A 16,974-nucleotide genomic window follows, 5' to 3' on the forward strand; every position below is an offset into this window, starting at 1 on the left:
CGCGCCAGGCTAGTCCGCGGCGCCGACACGCTGCCGGCTCAGCCGATCAGCGGGCGTCCCTCGGGTCGTCGGAACAGCCGTTGCCGTTCCCGCAGGACGAGCGCCGAGGCGAACGTCACCGGACCCAGCCGGCCCGCGAACATCAGCAGGACGAGGATGAGCTGCTGGGCGGGGTGCAGGTGGGCCGTGATCCCGGTGGTCAGCCCCACCGTGGCGAACGCGGAGACGCACTCGTAGAGGATCTGGTCCAGGGTGTACGGGCTGGTCATCGCGATGACCAGCGTGGAGACGACGACGGCGGCGACGCTGAGCAGCGCCACCGACAGGGCCTGCCGGATCGTCGACGTCGGCAGCCGCCGGTCGTACACGTCGGCGTCGGGGTCGCCGCGCAGCTCGGCGATGATGACCAGGAGCAGGACGGCGAACGTCCCCACCTTGATGCCGCCCGCGGTGCCGGCGCTGCCGCCGCCGATGAACATCAGGACGTCGACGCCGAGCAGCGTCCCGGTGTTCATCGCCCCGGGATCGACGCTGTTGAACCCGGCGGTGCGTGGCATGACCGCCTGGAAGAAGCCCGCCAGGGTCCGCCCGGCCGGGTCGAACATGCCGAGCGTCGCCGGGTTGTTCCACTCGGCGACGGTCACGAACAGCGTCCCGCCGACGAGCAGGATCGCCGTCATCGTCACGGTGAGGCGGGTGTGCGCGCTCCAGTGCCGACGCCGCCGGTGCCGCAGGAGCTCGAGGACGACGGGGAAGCCGAGGCCTCCGATGATCACCGCGAGGGCGATCGGCAGGCAGATCCAGGGGTCGGTGGCAAAGCCGACCAGGTTGTCGCTGAACAGGGAGAAGCCGGCGTTGTTGAACGCCGAGACCGAGTGGAAGACACCCAGCCACAGGGCTTCGCCCCATCCGTAGTGGTAGGCCAGGGCGAAGCGCGCGGTCAGGATCACGGCGGTGACGGCCTCGACCGTGAGGCTGATGCGCGCGACGCCGAGCAGGACCGTCCGGACGTCGCCGAGGCGCGTGCTCTTGGTCTCCTTGGCCGCGAGCAGCCGGGAGCCCAGACCGAGCCGCCGGGAGATGAGCAGGCCGAGCAGGGACGCGAGCGTCATGACCCCGAAGCCGCCCACCTGGATGAGCACGAGGATGGTCACCTGGCCGAAGGTCGACCAGTAGGTCGCGGTGTCGACGACGGTCAGCCCGGTGACGCACAGGGCGGACGTGGCCGTGAACAGCGCCTGCAGCAGGGACGCGCCGCCGGGACCGGCACGCGCGACGGGTAGCAGCAGCAGCACCGTGCCGGCGGCGACACCGAGGGCGAACGCGGCGACGATCCGGCGGCCCGGTCTGCTCTGGCGTCGGTACACGTCGCGGTGGCGCGCTCCGAGGAACCGCCGGCTCTCGACCATCCTCCGGCGGCTACCGCTCAGTCCGTCGCGCGCAGCCCGGACCCCGCCGGGTCGGCCGAGCGTCCCTCAGACACGAGCGCGGGCGGGGACGACCGCGTCCTGCGTCGCAAGGACGGTCGGCGTCGCGGCGCGGCGCCGCATGATCACCTTGTCGATCTCGGCGACGAGCGGCAGCAGGAGCGCGAGGCCCAGGGCCACCAGCCACTGGTCTCCCGTCAGCGACTGGGTGGTCAGCCAGCCCTGCAGGAAGTCCAGCTCGGTGGCCAGCACGATGAGGATGATCGGGGCCGAGAGCACCTTGATGGCGGTCAGCAACGGCGCGGCCAGCCCGGAGTCGGGCTCGCGGCGCAGGACCAGGCCGGACAGCACCGACCCGAGGCCCATGACGACGAACGCCATCGTCATCGACGCGGTCGCGTGGTCGGGGGTCGGGGTGTCCGGCCCGAGCACGAGCGGGAGCCCGGACGAGACGCACAGGACCGTGCCGTAGAGGATCCAGCGGCTCACGGCCCGGCCGTTGCTGATGCCGACCTTGGGGTCGCGGGGGACGCGGTCCATGATCCCGGGCCCGACCGGGTCGAGCATGATCGCGATCACCGGGAAGACGCAGACGAAGAAGTTGAGGAACAGCACCATCATCGGCGTCATCGCGACGCCGTCCGCGATGTCGAACACGCTCGCCGCGAGGAAGAGCAGCACCAGCCCGATGAGCTGGCTCATCTGGAACCGGATGTACGCGGTGATCTTCTGGTAGATGCTGCGGCCCAGCTCGACCGCGTGCACCAGCGTGCTGAAGTTGTCGTCGGTCAGGACCAGTCGAGCGGCCTGCTTCGTGACCTCGCTGCCGGAGCCCATCGCGACGCCGATGTCCGCCTGCTTGATGGCGGCAGCGTCGTTGACGGCGTCGCCGGTCATGGCGACGACCAGCCCTTGCTTCTGCATGAGCTGGACGAGCCGCAGCTTGTCCTCCGGGGTGACCCGGCCGAAGACGTGCAGGTTCGGCAGCTGCTCGAGCAGCTCCTCGTCGGTGAGCCTGGCCAGCTCCGGACCGCTGATCGCGCCCGGGCCCAGCCCGAGCTCGGCACCGATCGCGCTCGCCGTGACGGCGTGGTCGCCGGTGATCATGCGGACCTCGATGCCGGCCTTGAGCGCGAGCTCGACGGCGATCTTGGCCGTCGGGCGCAGCGGGTCGACGATGCCGACGAGCCCGACGAAGATGAGGTCCTCGACGTAGGACATCGGGTCGGCCGTGAGCGGAGCCTCGTCGGCCGGCGTGAGGAAGCGCGTCGCGAACGCGAGCGTGCGCAGCCCCTTCTGGGCGAGCCGCTCCATCTCGGCCTCGATGTCGGCGCGCATCGTCTCGATGTCGACGACCTCGCCCGGGCCGGACAGCGCCTTGGTGCAGCGCTGCAGGACGACGTCGGGGCCGCCCTTGACCACCTCGACGAGGGTGCGATCACCGCGCCAGGGCAGCCACTGCGTCGTCGCCATGAACTTGTAGGCGGAGTCGAACGGCACCGAGGCCACGCGCGGGTAGGTGCGACGGCTCTCCTCGGCGTCGATGCCGACCTTCGCGGCCAGCACCACCAGCGCTGCCTCCGTCGGGTCGCCGATCACGGCGCCGTCGTCGGACACGGTCGCGTCGCTGGCCAGGCAGAGGCCGTAGGCGAGCGGGGTCAGGTCGGGGACCTCGCCGCCCGCCGCACCGAGGATCCTGCCGGTCTTGCCGTAGCCGGTGCCCTCGACGACGAAGTGCTGGCCGACCGTGTACAGCGCGGTCACCGTCATCTCGTTGAGGGTCAGGGTCCCGGTCTTGTCCGAGTTGATCGAGCTCGTCGCGCCGAGCGTCTCGACGTCGTTGAGGTTGGCGACGACCGCCTTGGCGTCCGCGAGCTGCCGTGCCCCGTACGCGAGCATCGCCTGCACGAACGTGGGCAGGCCCGTCGGGATCGCCGAGATCGCCACGGCCGTCGCCAGGAACAGCAGGTCGCTCAGGGACTCGCCGCGCAGGATGCCGATGAGCACGATCACGGTGACGGCGCTCCAGGCGATCGCGCCGAGCACCTTGGTGAGCTTGTCGAGCTCGCGCTGCAGGGGCGACTTGGTCTTCTCGACCGACGACAGCAGCGTCGCGATGTTGCCGATCTGCGTGGTCATGCCCGTGGCCGTGACGAGCATCGTTCCCGTGCCGCGCGTGACCGAGGTGTTCTGGAACGCCATGTTGGCGCGGTCGCCCAACGGGACCTCGTCGTCGGCGAGCGGCAGGACCTCCTTGCCGATCGGCGCGCTCTCCCCCGTGAGTGCCGCCTCCTGCGTCTCCATCGTGGCCGTGCGCACGAGCCGCCCGTCCGCCGGCACGATGTCGCCGGCCTCCAGCTCCACGACGTCCCCGGGCACCAGGTCGTGGGCCGGGATCTGGACGAGCACCCCGTCGCGGCGCACGCGTGACTGCGGCTCCTGCATGGTCGCCAGCGCGTCGACGCTCTTGCGGGCGAGCATCTCCTGGCGTGCGCCGATGACGACGTTCAGCACGACCAGGAACCCGACGATCAGCGCGGTCGAGCCCTGCCCGATGGCGGCGCTCACCACCGCGACCGCGACCAGCATGATGTTCATGGGGTCGCGCACCTGCTGGAGCAGCACCGCCCAGAGCGACGGCGGCGCCTGCGCGGTCAGGGTGTTCGGGCCGTACCGCGCCTGCCGTTCGGCGACCTCGGCGGCGGTGAGTCCGGTCTCGAGGTTGCTCCCCAGCTCGGTGGTGGCCTCCTCCGGCGTGCGAGCCCACCATCTCGTCGGCTCGGTCTCCGCCGTCGCGATCGACGTCGGTGCAGAGGTCGGTGTCACGAGGACTCCCATCGGTTTTGCTGGCGGTTCAACTCCCTCGCCACGCTAGCGCGGCGAAGTCGACAAAGGGTGTACCGCAGCGGTCAGCTCGTGACGTCGCGTCCGTGCACGGTGAGCGCCCAGATCACGAACACGTCGAGCGCGATGACGATGACGCCCCAGACGGGGTAGTACGGGAGCCACGCGAAGTTCACGACGGCACTGAAGGTCGCGACGATCACGCCGACGACGCGGGCCCACACCTGGCCCATGAGGATGAAGACGCCGGCCAGACCGATCAGGATGCCGAGGATGAGGTGGATCCACCCCCACGTCGTGACGTCGAACGTGAAGACCCATTTCTGGCCGACCACGTAGAACGAGTCGTTGACGAGCGCGACGAGCCCCTGCATGGCCTGGAAGAGGCCGATGAGGATCATCATCGTCGCGGCGAACATCGTCATGCCGACTGCCAGACCGCTGCGTTGCGTGCTCATGGTCGGTCCCCTTCGCGGGCGCGTCGTCGCGAGGCGGTGTCGCCTCGCTGTCTCGAGCAACCGGAGCAAGTGCCCCGAATCGGATCATTGCCGAAACCGCAGGTCAAAGCCAGAGGCGCGCTGGCGCTCCGGGATTTCGGCGCCCGAACCGCGCTGCGCAACCCTTCCGGGCACCACCGATGGGTGAAGAACGCCGCTCGGCTTCGCTCGTTCGGCCCACGGACCCCGAATTCACCCGTCCCGCGCTTGCCGGAACTGTGACAATTGTCCGTATTGCGCCCACGTCGCTGTACGCCCCGCGGCGGGTGGGCGGTCCCCCGGCATCGGAGTCTGATCATGGTTGCACTCGGCAGGTTGCGTACACGCGTCGCCCTCGTCACCGTCGCGGCGGTCCTGTGCGTCGGCGCGACCGTGCCGAGCGCTCAGGCCGACACGGCGCCGTCCGACCCGTCGCTGCCGGCAACCGTCTCCGCCGACCCGCTGCCGACGGCGCAGATCAACGGCGTCGTCTGGAAGCAGCAGGTGATCGGCAGCACCGTGTTCGTCGGCGGCGACTTCTCGTCGGCCCGTCCGCCGGGCTCGCCGGCCGGCACCAACGAGTCGCCGCGCACCTACCTGATGTCGTACGACCTCACGACGGGCGCACTCCTGCCGTTCGCTCCGGTGCTCAACGCGCAGGTCAAGGACCTCGCCGCCTCCCCGGACGGCACCGTGCTGTACGTCGCCGGGCAGTTCACCACCGTCAACGGCGCCAACCGGTACCGGGTCGCCGCATTCAGCACCGCGACCGGCGCACTGCTGACCACCTTCAAGCCGACCATCAACGCCCCGGTCTCCGCGATCGACGCCGTCGGCGACGCGGTCTTCATCGGCGGTTCGTTCACCAGCGTGAACGGCGTGGCCAAGTCGAACCTCGCGTCGCTGCGTGCGTCCGACGCCGCGACCCTGCCCTTCGCGGCGACCCCCGCCGGCGGTGGCATCCAGGCCCTGACCGTGTCGCCCGACGGCGGCACGGTGGTCGTCGGTGGTGGGTTCACCACGATGAACGGCTCCGGCAGCCCGGGCTACGGGCTCGCGCGGCTGAACGCGAGCACCGGCGCCTCGCTTCCCATGCCCGTCAACACGCTCGTGCGCAACGGGGGCAACAACGCCGCGATCCTGGACCTGGAGAGCGACGCGACCAGCTTCTACGGCACCGGCTTCACGTTCGGTGGCGGCGGGAACTTCGAGGGGACGTTCGCGGCCGACTGGGCCACGGCGAACCTCACGTGGATGGAGGACTGCCACGGCGACACGTACTCGGCCTACCCGGTCGGCGACGCGGTCTACGCGGCCAGCCACAAGCACTTCTGCGGCAACATCGGTGGCTTCCCGCAGACGACGCCGTGGCAGTTCCACCGCGGCACCGCGCTGTCCAAGGCGGCCATGGGCGTCATCACGCCGGAGTACAACGGGTACGCCGACCACCGCGGCCTGCCGGCGCCGGCCCTCCTGAACTGGTACCCCGACATCAACGCGGGCACGTTCACCGGCAAGTCGCAGGGACCCTGGACCGTCACCGGCTCGGGCTCGTACGTCCTGTACGGCGGCGAGTTCACCGAGGTCAACGGCGTCCCGCAGCAGGGCCTCGTCCGGTTCGCCCCGTCGTCGAGCGCCCCGAACGCCGTCGGCCCCGAGTCCACGGCACAGGGCTTCCCGCTCGTCGCGACGCCCGACGGACCCGGGAGCGTCCAGCTGACGTGGCAGACCAACTGGGACCGTGACAACGAGACGCTGACCTACAACCTGTACCGCGCCTCTGAGTCCAACCCGGCGATCTACACGTCGACCGTGACCACACCGTTCTGGAAGCCCCAGGCGATGAGCTTCCGGGACTCGGGACAGGTGCCCGGCTCCTCGCAGAGGTACCGGATCGTGGCGAGCGACCCCTTCGGCAACGTCGCACGGTCCAACTGGATCACCGTGACCGTCGCGTCCGACGGAACCCCGTCGACCTACGCCCGCACCGTCCTGAACGACGGACCGTTCGCCTACTGGCGGCTCGGCGAGCCCTCCGGGACCGCCGTGAACGACACCACGGGCTTCCTGCCGGCGACCGCCGCGGCAGGCGTGACCCGCAACGTGCCCGGGGCGCTGCTGAACGACACGAACACCGCGTCGAGGTTCAGCGGGACGTCCACCGGTTACTTCTCGACGACCGATGCCGTGGGCAACGCCCCCGACGTCTTCTCGGTCGAGGCCTGGGTGAAGACGTCGTCCAACCGCGGCGGCCGGATCGTCGGATGGGGCAACAGCGCGAACGGGACCTCCTCGCAGGCCGACCGCACGCTGTACCTCGACAACAGCGGCCGCGTCTTCTTCGGCGTCCAGAGCTCCGCGATCATGACCGTCAACAGCGGCACGGGGTTCAACAACAACGCCTGGCACCACGTGGTCGGCACGTACGGCGCCGGCGCCATGCGGCTCTACGTCGACGGGGTACAGGTCGCTCAGCGCACCGACGTGGTCTACCTGCGCAACATCTGGGGCTACTGGCGCGTCGGTGGCGACCGGCTGACCAACTTCCCGAACCGGCCGACCAGCGACTACCTCAACGGGGACCTCGACGAGGTCGCCGTGTACAACCGGGTGCTCAGCGCAGGTTCGGTCTCGGCGCACTTCGTCGCACGCAGTGCCGTGCCGCCGTCCAACCAGAGCCCGGTCGCCTCGTTCACCGCGACCCCGTCGCTGATGTCGGTCGCCCTCAACGCGTCGGCCTCGACGGACCCGGACGGCACCGTCGTCGGGTACTCGTGGGCGTTCGGCGACGGCACCACGGGCACCGGGGTCACGGCCAACCACACCTACGCGACCGCGGGCACCTACACCGTGACGCTGACGGTGACCGACAACCTTGGAGCCACGGGCACGACGACACGGCAGGTCACGGCGACGCCGCCTGCCAACCAGAGCCCGACGGCGTCGTTCACGGCATCGAGCAACGGGCTCGGGGTGTCGGTGGACGGCGCGGCCTCGAGCGACCCGGACGGATCGGTGACCGGCTACGCCTGGAACTTCGGCGACGGCGGCACGTCGACCGGAAACCCGGCGAGCCACACGTACGCCACGGCCGGCACCTACACGATCACCCTCACGGTGACGGACAACCAGGGCGCGACCGCCTCGACCACGCGCGACGTGACCGTCGTGGCACCGCCCGACCCCGGTCAGGCGTTCGTGGTCGACGACTTCGGTCGCACCGTGTCGAACGGCTGGGGTCCGGCGGACTTCGGCGGCAGCTGGGCGGCCGCGACGACGGCCAGCCGCTACTCGGTCGCCGGACAGCGCGGGCTGCACACGCTCGCAGCGGGGCAGACGGCCACGTCGACCCTCGACGCGGTCTCGACCACGACGAGCGACACGACGCTCACCCTCAGCGCCGACAAGGCGCCGACCGGGTCGTACGTGTGGCTGAGCGTCCAGGCGCGCCGCGCCGCACCGACGAACTTCTACGGTGCACGTGTCGCGCTGCAGGCGAACGGCACGGTCCAGCTGCATGTGACGCGTGGCAACGGCACGCCGGTCGCGGGTGGGACGGTCGCTGGACTGACCTTCGCCGCGGGCGACCAGCTCCAGGTCCGGGTCCAGGTGCAGGGGACGTCCCCGACGACGGTCCGGGCGAAGATCTGGCCCGCCGCGCAGCCCGAGCCCGCCGCCTGGAACGCGACGATGACCGACTCGACGGACGGTCTGCAGGTTCCTGGCTCGTTCGCCCTGTCGACGTACGTCGGCGGGTCGGTGACCAACGGGCCGATCGTCTCGGCGTTCGACAACCTGCGGGTCAACCCGATCCCGTAGGAGCCCTCAGAGCGTGCGCAGCACGAGCAGGAACTGACCGCCTCCCGGTTCGACGTCGGCCGCGACCCGCAGGTCCGGCGCGAACCGGGAGAGACGGTCCTCGAGCCACGCGGCGGCCTCGTCGCCGTCGGCACGGGTGGGGCACCGACCCACGACCTCGCGGCCGCCCTTGCGCGTCAGGCGCTCGACGGTGGACACGATCGGTGCGGGCTCGACGACGAACAGCGACGGCGACCAGGCCACGACCGGCTTGACCGCTCCCTTGCGCGTGTTGCACGCACGGTGCGCGAGCCGCTCCGACCCCGGGACCGGCTTCTTGCCCTTGGGCGTCGCTCCCCCGTCGATGCTCGGACCGCGGTCGGAGTTCACGGACGCGTCCGGGTCGACCGGCTCGTCGCACAGCCAGCATCGCCAGCCGTCGCGCTCGCCGACCTCGTCAAGGGTGCTCATGCCCGGAGGCTAACGTGCTCGGCGCTCGCACCATGGCGGGCCGGCGGCGTCGGAGTGGGAGGCTGGCGGGGTGACCGAGCCGCCCACGCCCTATCCGACGCTCGGCACGCGCCTCGCACCCCTGAGCGCGGTCGCCGTCGCCGTGCTCGCCCAGGTCCTGATGCGCGACCGCATCGTGCTCGGGCCACCCCTGCTCGTGCCGACCGTCGAGGTCGCGCTCTGCGTCGCGCTCGTCATCGTCGACGGGGTGCTCGTCGCGGAACGCCGCCGAGCGGGCGTGCTGCGCTACGCACTCGCCCTGGTGCTCGCGATCTCGGCCACGAGCTCCGCGGCGCTTCTCATCGCCGACGTGATCGACGTCGACCCGGTCAGCGTCCAGCAGCTCTTCTCGGAGGGCGTCCAGATCCTCGTGGTGCTCACGGTCGGGTTCGGGCTGCTGTTCTGGCAGCTCGACCGCGGCGGGCCGAACGGTCGCGCCCTGCCGGACCCCGAGCGGATGTCGTTCTGGTTCACGCAGGACGCGATCCGCGAGTACTCGGACCAGTTCGACAGCTGGCAGCCGCGGTTCCTGGACTACCTCTACCTCGCGATCACCAACCTCGTCGCGTTCTCGCCGACGGACACGATGCCCCTGAGCCGGACCGCCAAGATGCTGATGGTCTGGGAGTCGTTCGTCTCGCTCGCCACGTTCGCCGTGGTGCTCGCTCGCGCCGTCAACATCATGACGTGAGCCTCACGACGTGGTGACCAGCGTCTGCGTCGGGCCGTACGTGGTGCCGAGCGCGTTGCGGGCGACCACCCGGTACGCGTACGTGGTCTTCGGGCTGAGTCCGGTGAGTCGTGCCGTCGAGCCGCACTCGTAGGAGACCGCGGACATCGGCACCTCGGCCGTGCGGTGGGCGAACGACGGTCCCCACTCGACCCAGGAGGTCGTCGCGAGCATGTGGGGCGTGACGCGCAGCTTGACCGTGCCCGCGGTGCGGGCGAGGTCGATCGCGGGTGCGGCGCGGACCGACGGCGGCGCCTGCGTGTGGAACGTGCGGCTGAGCACGGTCGTCCCGGCCGCGCTCGTCGCCGTCACGGTCCAGGTGTACGTGGTGCCCGGCGCAAGACCGGAGACCGCCTGCGTGAGCTTCTGCGTCGAGGTCTGCGCGCCGACGGCCAGGTCCGCCGAGCCGCCCCCGGCCGACGAGGTCCACGCGATCCGCACCGTCGCGGCCAGCCCCTGCGAACCGACCCACGTCTGCAGGGTCGCGGACGCGCTCGTCACGTCGCGCTCCCCCGCCGTGACGGTCGGCTTCGGCGCGGAGCGGACCGGACGTGAGTCGGTCGCGGTCGCGCCGGACGCGTCGGTGACCGTCAGGCGGGGAGTCCAGCTGCCCGCCGCATAGGTGTGCGACACCTTGCCGGGCTGGCCCGTCCCGGAGAGCACCGGGGTGCCGTCGCCCGGGTCGAGCTGCCAGCGCACGACACCCGAGCGGTTGGTCGAGGAGGCTCCGGTGCTGCGGGACATGTCGAAGGACACCGCCAGGGGTGCGCCGCCGAGCCTGGTCGACGGGATGAGCCAGGCCTCGGGGCGGCCGTGGGCGGTCGGCGCCGACGCCGCCCCGGCGAAGGCGGACGTCGCCGCGGTCGAGGTCGTCACCGACCACGGGCAGGTCCCGGTGCCCTGGTAGTAGACGGCCGCCTCGAGCTCGGGCCACGAACGGAAGAGGGCGAACGCGTCGGTGAGCCAGGCGGCCTTGCGACCGGGGTCGGCGGCGTCCTCGACCGTCCCGAACTCGGCGAGCACGGGGGTCTTCCCGCGGGCCTTCGCCCACGTCCGGAAGGCGGCGGTGATCGTCTCGAGCGAGCGCCAGTCCTTGATCTTGTTCACGGAGCAGGCGTTCCAGTTGTAGGCGTTGAGGCCCACCCGGTCGACCACGTCGTCACCGGGGTAGTAGGCGTCGGCGCCCGCGGTGGAGACGAGCCCGTAGCTGCCGGTCGTCGTGACCCAGGTCCAGAGTGCGTTGGTCGCGCCCGCCGCCCGGGACACCTCGACGTAGTGCCGCCAGGCGGCCCGGAACTCGGTGGGCGTGCCCCACGAGCTCGAGGTGTCCATCTCCTGGTGGAACGCGACGTACACCGGGACGCCGAGCGAGGCGATGCCGGTCGCCTGGGCACGGATCTGCGCGTCGGCGTCCCCGCGCGCGATCGCGGCCCACGTGACGATGGTGTCGTCCTTCTTCTTCGGCCAGATGGACAGGAGCGGCGTCCGGCCGCGCGCGACGGCCTGCGCCACCGGTGTGACCGGCTGGACGTCGTCCCACCGCGAGTACCAGCGCTCGACGTCGAGACGCCGGTCGAGCGTGCCCTCGAACGCCGTGATCGCCGACTCGGCATCGGGCTGCGTCCCCGTCGTGACGTGCGCGCCGAGCAGGATGCCGCGCGGGTCCGACCGCAGCGGGTCCGGACCGTCTGCGGCCGCGGACGGCGCCAGGAGCACCCCCGCCAGGACGGCGCCGAGAGCGGCGAGGGTGACGAGCGGGCGGAACGGCATGCGATCGAGCTCCCGGGACGGCGACGTGTCGGGCGCTCGGCGGAACGCCCGTCATGTCCCATCGGCAGCCCGGGCCAATTCCGCAGGATTGGGAGGTACTGGCAGTAACTGCCGCGGGCGGACCGGGCGTGATTCGCTGGTGGCATGCGAGGAGCGATCATCTACGGACCTGGCGACGTGCGCTTGGAGGAGCGGCCCGACCCCGTCGTCGTCGAACCCACGGACGCCGTCGTCCGCACCGTCGCGGCCTGCGTGTGCGGGTCGGACCTGTGGCGCTACCGGGGCATCTCCGACGTGCCGAAGCCGACGCCGATCGGGCACGAGTACGTCGGCGTCGTCGAGCAGGTCGGCGCCGCCGTGACGACCGTGCAGCCGGGCGACTTCGTCGTCGGCGGCTTCCTGCACAGCGACAACACGTGCGCCGTGTGCCGCAAGGGGATGCACTCGGCGTGCCTGCACGGAGGCGGCTACGACGGGTGCCAGGCCGAGCTCATCCGCATCCCGGACGCCGACGGCACGCTCATCGCGACACCCGGGCAGCCGGACGCCGACCTGATCCCGAGCCTGCTCTCCCTCTCGGACGTCATGTGCACGGGCTGGCACGCCGCGGTCAGCGCCGGCGTCGGGCCGGGGATGAGCGTGGTGGTCGTCGGGGACGGCGCAGTCGGGCTCAGTGGGGTGCTGGCCTCGGCCGAGCTCGGCGCGACGACCATCATCGCGATGAGCCGGCACGAGCCGCGCCAGCAGCTCGCCAGGGAGTTCGGCGCGACCCACGTCATCGCCGATCGCGGCGAGGAGGGGCTCGCCCAGGTCCGCGAGCTCACCGACGGCATCGGCGCCGACGCGGTGCTGGAGTGCGTCGGGACGCAGGAGGCGCGCGTGCAGGCGATCGACAGCGCCCGGCCCGGCGCCATGATCGGGCTGGTCGGCGTCCCCCACGGCGACATCCCGACCGACCAGCTGTTCTGGCAGAACAAGGGCATCCGCGGCGGCCCGGCGCCCGTGCGCGCCTACCTGCCGCACCTGATCGACCTCGTGTGGCGGCGGCAGATCGACCCGGGGAAGGTCTTCGACCTGACGCTCCCCCTGGCCGAGGTGGCCGAGGCCTACCGGGCGATGGACGAGCGGCGGGCCATCAAGGTGCTGCTGCGGCCGTGACTGCGGCGGCGGCTCGCGCCTGCTCGAACGGGAGCCGGTCGAACACGATGCGCACCTCGGTGATCAGTCCGTCCACCACCGTGTGCCGCTCGGCCCCGGGCGCGGACGCGACCAGCACGGTCGACGTGTCGTAGTAGAGGACCGCGACCTCGTCGTCCCCGAACGCCGACAGGATCGCCGACGAGAGGACGGTCCGCGCGAACGGCTCCATGAACGCGCGGAGCCGTTCCGCGCCCTCGAGGCGACCCGGTGGAGCGACCACCACGACGTCCGGGCTGACGTACGCCATCGCCGCGTCGAGGTCCCCGGCCGTCCAGGCGGCGAAGTACGCCGACGATGTCTGCAGTGCCTTGCCCGTGGCCTTGCCCATGACGGGCCTCCTTCGTGATCGAGCCGACGCAGGTGTAGACACCGCGCGGGTGTCGGACGGAACGCGGATACTCGCGGCATGGCGTCGACCGTCGAGGTGGGACCTGATCACGACGCGGACTTCGCCGCGCTCGTCGCGCCGTACCTACGTGAGCTGCGCCTGCACTGCTACCGCATCCTGGGCTCCGCGACCGACGCCGAGGACGCCCTGCAGGACGTGCTGCTGGCGGCGTGGCGCGGGCTCCCCCGGTTCGAGGGGCGCTCCTCGCTGCGCACGTGGCTGTACCAGGTCGCGACCCGGACCTGCCTGAACGTGCTGCGTGCCGGGAGCCGCCGGCCGGCCGTGCCGGTGCCACCGTTCGACGTGCCCGAGCCGACGAGCCGCGCAGAGATCACCTGGCTCCAGCCGTGCCCGACGTCGTGGGTCGACACCGACCCGACGAGCCGCCACGACGCCCGGGAGGAGGTCTCGCTGGCCTTCGTCGTCGCGCTGCAGCACCTTCCGCCCCGTCAGCTCGCCGCCGTCGTGCTCTGCGACGTGCTCGACTTCTCGCTCGACGAGGTCGCCGGCATCCTCGACACCACGCCGCTCGCGGTGAAGGGCCTGCTGCAGCGCGGTCGCGCCACGCTCGCGTCACGGCCCGTCGCGACCCCGCCGAGCATCGCGGCGGACGCGCTGGCCGCCCGGTTCGCGACGGCCTTCGTCGCCCGCGACATCGAGGGCGTCGTCGCGCTGCTCGCCGAGCACGCGACCTGGTCGATGCCGCCCGCACCGCACGAGTACCGCGGGGCCGACGACATCGCGGCGTTCCTGGCGGCGAGCTGGGGCTGGCCGGGCAACGGGGACCTGACCCTTCTGCCCACCACGGCGAACGGCCAGCCCGCGTTCGGCTGCTACCTCGGCGGCGCGTGGGGCGGGCTGCTCGTCCTCACGCTCGCCGGCGACCGGGTCGAGGCCGTGACGCGGTTCCTCGACGATCACCTCTGGCGCCCGTTCGACCTGCCCGTCGCGACGCCGGCCTGAGGCGACGAATGCTTGTAGCGTCAAGTAACGGGTAGGGTCGATCTCGTGGACGACGACCGCTGGCTCACCGCCGAGCAGCTGCACGCCTGGAAGCAGCTCATCGCGGTGGTCGAGCTGCTGCCGGGATCGCTCGAGTCGCAGCTCCAGCGCGACGCGGACCTCAGCCACTTCGAGTACTTCACGCTCGCGATGCTCTCCGAGGCGCCCGCGCGCACCCTGCGCATGACCGCCCTCGCGGCGCGCACGAACGCGACGCTCGCCCGCCTGTCGCACGTCGTGTCGCGGTTGGAGAAGCGCGGGCTCATCCGTCGCGAACCCTGCGCGCAGGACCGGCGTGCGACGAACGCCGTGCTGACCGAGCAGGGCTGGAGGATGGTCGTCGACGCCGCCCCGGGGCACGTCGCCACCGTGAAGAACCTGGTCATCGATCCGCTCAGCGATGCCGACGTCGCCGACCTCGACCGGATCACCGCGCGCATCCTGAGCCGGCTGGACCCGGACCACCTGCTGGCCCAGCCCGACGACGGGCGCTCCTGATCGCGGTCACCGGCGCGACGGGCACCGTCGGCGGGCTCGTCGCCCGGGGGCTGGACGCTCACGGCGTCGTCCCGCGGCTCGTCGTGCGCGACCCGTCGAGCACCCGGCGAGCAGCGGCGCGGACTCGACGGCGCGGTCGAGACTGGGGAAGAAGATGCGCAGGTCGACCGGCGCCCCGTCGGCCGGACCCAGCGACCGCGCTCCCCAGAAGACGGGCGCGAGCGCCTGGGGCTGCCAGCTGATCGGGCAGCTCGGCGGCGGCGGGGTCGGGATCGGTGCCATGTCACCAGTGTTCTCGCGTCACTCGGACGGGGGAATGCGACCGCCGGGCGAACTGCGGCAGAACTCTGGATCCACCCGATCGCCCCGAGATGTCTCCTTCACCCGATCGGGATACCGTGCGCGACGCACCGCAACCCGGTGCACAGTCGATGCACAGGAGGGAATCCGAGATGGGTATCAGAACAGGTCTGGGGGCCGGGGTGGTCGCGGCAGCGGCAACGCTGGTCGTCGCGCTCGCCTCACCGGCCACCGCCGGCGATCAGGCCGACGGGCGAGGGCACGGCGGTTCCGACGACTACCACCTGACGGTCATGGGCACGACGGACCTGCACGGCAGCGCGTTGAACTGGGACTACTTCAAGAACGCCGAGTACGACGACAGCGCCCACAACGACGTCGGGCTGGCCAAGGTCTCGACCCTCGTGAACCAGGTCCGCGGCGAGAAGGGGAAGCGCAACACCCTCCTGATCGACGCCGGCGACACCATCCAGGGCACGTCGCTCGCCTACTACTACGCCAAGATCGAGCCGATCTCGAAGCGCACCGAGCACCCGATGGCAGCCGCGATGAACGCCATCGGCTACGACGCCGCGGCCGTCGGCAACCACGAGTTCAACTACGGCATCCCGTACCTGCGGACGTTCGAGAAGCAGCTCGACTTCCCGCTGCTGGCCGCGAACGCGCTGGACGACGGGACCGGCCGGCCGGCGTTCGAGCCGTACGTCATCAAGACCGTCAAGCCCCCGCACGGCAAGCCGATCAAGGTCGGCATCCTCGGGCTCACCAACCCGGGCATCGCGATCTGGGACAAGGCCAACGTCGAGGGCAAGATGCACTTCGACGGGCTCGTCGAGCAGGCCTCCCGGTACGTGCCCGAGATGAAGCGCCGCGGGGCCGACGTCGTGGTCGTCGCCGCGCACTCGGGTGCCGACACGTCCAGCTCGTACGGCGACACGCTGCCGTTCCCGGAGAACGCCGCGACGCTCGTGGCCCAGCAGGTGCCCGGCATCGACGCGATCCTGGTCGGCCACGCGCACCAGGAGATCGCACAGCGCGTCGTGACCAACACCGCCACCGGCAAGCCCGTCGTCCTCTCCGAGCCGCTCAAGTGGGGCGAGCGCCTGTCGGTGTTCGACATCGACCTGTCGTTCGCGCGCGGACGCTGGTCCGTGCAGTCGGTCGGCGCCCAGGTGCTCAACACGAACACGGTGCCCGAGGACCCGAAGATCGTGCAGATGCTGAGCGCCGACCAGGCCAAGGTCGTCTCCTACGTCAACGGCGTCATCGGCACGGCTACCGAGTCCATGTCCGCGGCGACCGCACGCTACGAGGACACCGCGGCGCTCGACTTCATCAACTACGTCCAGGCCGGGGCGGTGAAGGCCGAGCTGACCGGGGCCGACGCCGACCTTCCGGTCCTGTCCATCGCGGCGCCGTTCAACAAGGACGCCGCCATCCCCGCCGGCGACGTCTCGGTCCGCGACATCGCGGGCCTGTACATCTACGACAACACGCTCCTGGGCATCAAGCTCACGGGCGCCCAGGTCAAGGCGTACCTCGAGAAGTCGGCGGAGTACTTCAAGCCGGCCGCCGCACCGGGCACCTACGCCGCGGCCGACCTCACCAACGCGCCCACGGCCACGGCGCCGAACGGCACCCCCGACTACAACTACGACGTCATGGGCGGGCTGGACCAGCCGCTGACCTACGACATCGACCTCGCGCAGCCCGTCGGCAGCCGCATCACCGGGCTCGCCTACGGCGGGGTGCCGGTCACCGACACCCAGGAGTTCGTCGTCGCGATCAACAACTACCGGCAGTCCGGCGGCGGCAACTTCCCGGGCGTCGTCGGCGCACCAGTCGTCTACAACCGGCAGGTCGAGATCCGGCAGCTGCTCATCGACTGGGTGAGCCAGAACGAGGTGGTCGACCCGGCGACGTTCTCGTCGACCAACCCCGACTGGCAGCTGACGTCGGGCGGTACGCCGCTCACGATCACTCCGTGACAACGCGAAGGGCGCCGCACCCACCGGTGCGGCGCCCTTCGTC

13 protein-coding genes are annotated in these 16,974 nt (G+C 71.2%); 6 read left to right on the plus strand and 7 right to left on the minus strand.

Annotated elements, in window-relative coordinates; genetic code table 11:
• Positions 1-38 precede the first annotated feature (38 nt).
• The 3 genes from AC1DZC_RS04080 to AC1DZC_RS04090 all read right to left on the minus strand — a co-directional run bounded on the left by AC1DZC_RS04080 (position 39) and on the right by AC1DZC_RS04090 (position 4,729).
• Complete coding sequence (locus AC1DZC_RS04080; RefSeq protein WP_477042351.1) at positions 39-1,409, minus strand: TrkH family potassium uptake protein; 1,371 nt, start codon at positions 1,407-1,409, stop codon at positions 39-41.
• 66 nt (positions 1,410-1,475) lie between these two features.
• Entirely contained in the window at positions 1,476-4,253 is a 2,778-nt protein-coding gene (locus tag AC1DZC_RS04085) for a cation-translocating P-type ATPase (protein ID WP_477042352.1), read from the minus strand.
• An 83-nt stretch (positions 4,254-4,336) separates the two neighbouring features.
• Positions 4,337-4,729 carry a DUF7144 family membrane protein gene (locus tag AC1DZC_RS04090; RefSeq protein WP_477039114.1) on the minus strand — a complete coding sequence of 131 codons (393 nt, stop codon included), beginning with the start codon at positions 4,727-4,729 and terminating at the stop codon, positions 4,337-4,339.
• 354 nt (positions 4,730-5,083) lie between these two features.
• Here AC1DZC_RS04090 and AC1DZC_RS04095 point away from each other — a divergent pair, with 354 nt between their 5' ends.
• The gene (locus AC1DZC_RS04095) at positions 5,084-8,566 is read left to right on the plus strand and encodes a PKD domain-containing protein (protein WP_477042353.1); all 3,483 of its coding nucleotides are present in this window, start codon (positions 5,084-5,086) and stop codon (positions 8,564-8,566) included.
• A 6-nt stretch (positions 8,567-8,572) separates the two neighbouring features.
• On the opposite strand, the gene AC1DZC_RS04100 is transcribed toward AC1DZC_RS04095, so the two are convergent.
• Positions 8,573-9,016, minus strand: coding sequence for a hypothetical protein (locus AC1DZC_RS04100; RefSeq protein ID WP_477039116.1), 444 nt, complete (start codon positions 9,014-9,016; stop codon positions 8,573-8,575).
• 70 nt (positions 9,017-9,086) lie between these two features.
• Here AC1DZC_RS04100 and AC1DZC_RS04105 point away from each other — a divergent pair, with 70 nt between their 5' ends.
• The gene (locus AC1DZC_RS04105; RefSeq protein WP_477039117.1) at positions 9,087-9,746 is read left to right on the plus strand and encodes a hypothetical protein; all 660 of its coding nucleotides are present in this window, start codon (positions 9,087-9,089) and stop codon (positions 9,744-9,746) included.
• A gap of 3 nt (positions 9,747-9,749) precedes the next feature.
• On the opposite strand, the gene AC1DZC_RS04110 is transcribed toward AC1DZC_RS04105, so the two are convergent.
• The gene (locus tag AC1DZC_RS04110) at positions 9,750-11,555 is read right to left on the minus strand and encodes a PKD domain-containing protein (RefSeq protein WP_477042354.1); all 1,806 of its coding nucleotides are present in this window, start codon (positions 11,553-11,555) and stop codon (positions 9,750-9,752) included.
• A gap of 144 nt (positions 11,556-11,699) precedes the next feature.
• Here AC1DZC_RS04110 and AC1DZC_RS04115 point away from each other — a divergent pair, with 144 nt between their 5' ends.
• Positions 11,700-12,713, plus strand: coding sequence for a zinc-dependent alcohol dehydrogenase family protein (locus AC1DZC_RS04115; RefSeq protein WP_477042355.1), 1,014 nt, complete (start codon positions 11,700-11,702; stop codon positions 12,711-12,713).
• Here AC1DZC_RS04115 and AC1DZC_RS04120 read toward each other — a convergent pair.
• Positions 12,691-13,083, minus strand: a complete 393-nt coding sequence (locus AC1DZC_RS04120; protein ID WP_477042356.1) for a nuclear transport factor 2 family protein — start codon at positions 13,081-13,083, stop codon at positions 12,691-12,693. The two genes, AC1DZC_RS04115 and AC1DZC_RS04120, sit on opposite strands and share 23 nt — an antisense overlap.
• Before the next feature lie 78 nt (positions 13,084-13,161).
• On the opposite strand from AC1DZC_RS04120, the gene AC1DZC_RS04125 reads away from it, so the two are divergent.
• Both AC1DZC_RS04125 and AC1DZC_RS04130 read left to right on the plus strand, forming a co-directional pair.
• Positions 13,162-14,106 (plus strand): RNA polymerase subunit sigma-70, encoded by a 945-nt coding sequence (locus tag AC1DZC_RS04125; protein WP_477042357.1) that lies wholly within the window; start codon positions 13,162-13,164, stop codon positions 14,104-14,106.
• A gap of 45 nt (positions 14,107-14,151) precedes the next feature.
• Positions 14,152-14,643, plus strand: coding sequence for a MarR family winged helix-turn-helix transcriptional regulator (locus AC1DZC_RS04130; RefSeq protein ID WP_477042358.1), 492 nt, complete (start codon positions 14,152-14,154; stop codon positions 14,641-14,643).
• A 6-nt stretch (positions 14,644-14,649) separates the two neighbouring features.
• Here the strand turns inward: AC1DZC_RS04130 and AC1DZC_RS04135 are convergent, their stop codons facing one another.
• Positions 14,650-14,925: a hypothetical protein gene (locus AC1DZC_RS04135; protein WP_477039122.1), complete on the minus strand. Its 276-nt coding sequence runs from the start codon at positions 14,923-14,925 to the stop codon at positions 14,650-14,652.
• Between the two features lie 170 nt (positions 14,926-15,095).
• Between AC1DZC_RS04135 and AC1DZC_RS04140 the strand changes: the two genes are divergently transcribed.
• Positions 15,096-16,931 (plus strand): bifunctional metallophosphatase/5'-nucleotidase, encoded by a 1,836-nt coding sequence (locus AC1DZC_RS04140; RefSeq protein ID WP_477042359.1) that lies wholly within the window; start codon positions 15,096-15,098, stop codon positions 16,929-16,931.
• The last annotated feature ends 43 nt before the right edge of the window (positions 16,932-16,974 follow it).

Source organism: Cellulomonas sp. P2_B4 (genome assembly GCF_056404795.1).

Excerpts from the sequence above, each read along its gene's own strand:
- AC1DZC_RS04120 (WP_477042356.1), bottom strand. The coding sequence starts at position 13,083 with ATGGGCAAGGCCACGGGCAAGGCACTGCAGACATCGTCGGCGTACTTC.
- AC1DZC_RS04080 (WP_477042351.1), bottom strand. The coding sequence starts at position 1,409 with ATGGTCGAGAGCCGGCGGTTCCTCGGAGCGCGCCACCGCGACGTGTAC.
- AC1DZC_RS04135 (WP_477039122.1), bottom strand. The coding sequence starts at position 14,925 with ATGGCACCGATCCCGACCCCGCCGCCGCCGAGCTGCCCGATCAGCTGG.
- AC1DZC_RS04110 (WP_477042354.1), bottom strand. The coding sequence starts at position 11,555 with ATGCCGTTCCGCCCGCTCGTCACCCTCGCCGCTCTCGGCGCCGTCCTG.
- AC1DZC_RS04125 (WP_477042357.1), top strand. The coding sequence starts at position 13,162 with ATGGCGTCGACCGTCGAGGTGGGACCTGATCACGACGCGGACTTCGCC.
- AC1DZC_RS04100 (WP_477039116.1), bottom strand. The coding sequence starts at position 9,016 with ATGAGCACCCTTGACGAGGTCGGCGAGCGCGACGGCTGGCGATGCTGG.
- AC1DZC_RS04090 (WP_477039114.1), bottom strand. The coding sequence starts at position 4,729 with ATGAGCACGCAACGCAGCGGTCTGGCAGTCGGCATGACGATGTTCGCC.
- AC1DZC_RS04115 (WP_477042355.1), top strand. The coding sequence starts at position 11,700 with ATGCGAGGAGCGATCATCTACGGACCTGGCGACGTGCGCTTGGAGGAG.
- AC1DZC_RS04140 (WP_477042359.1), top strand. The coding sequence starts at position 15,096 with ATGGGTATCAGAACAGGTCTGGGGGCCGGGGTGGTCGCGGCAGCGGCA.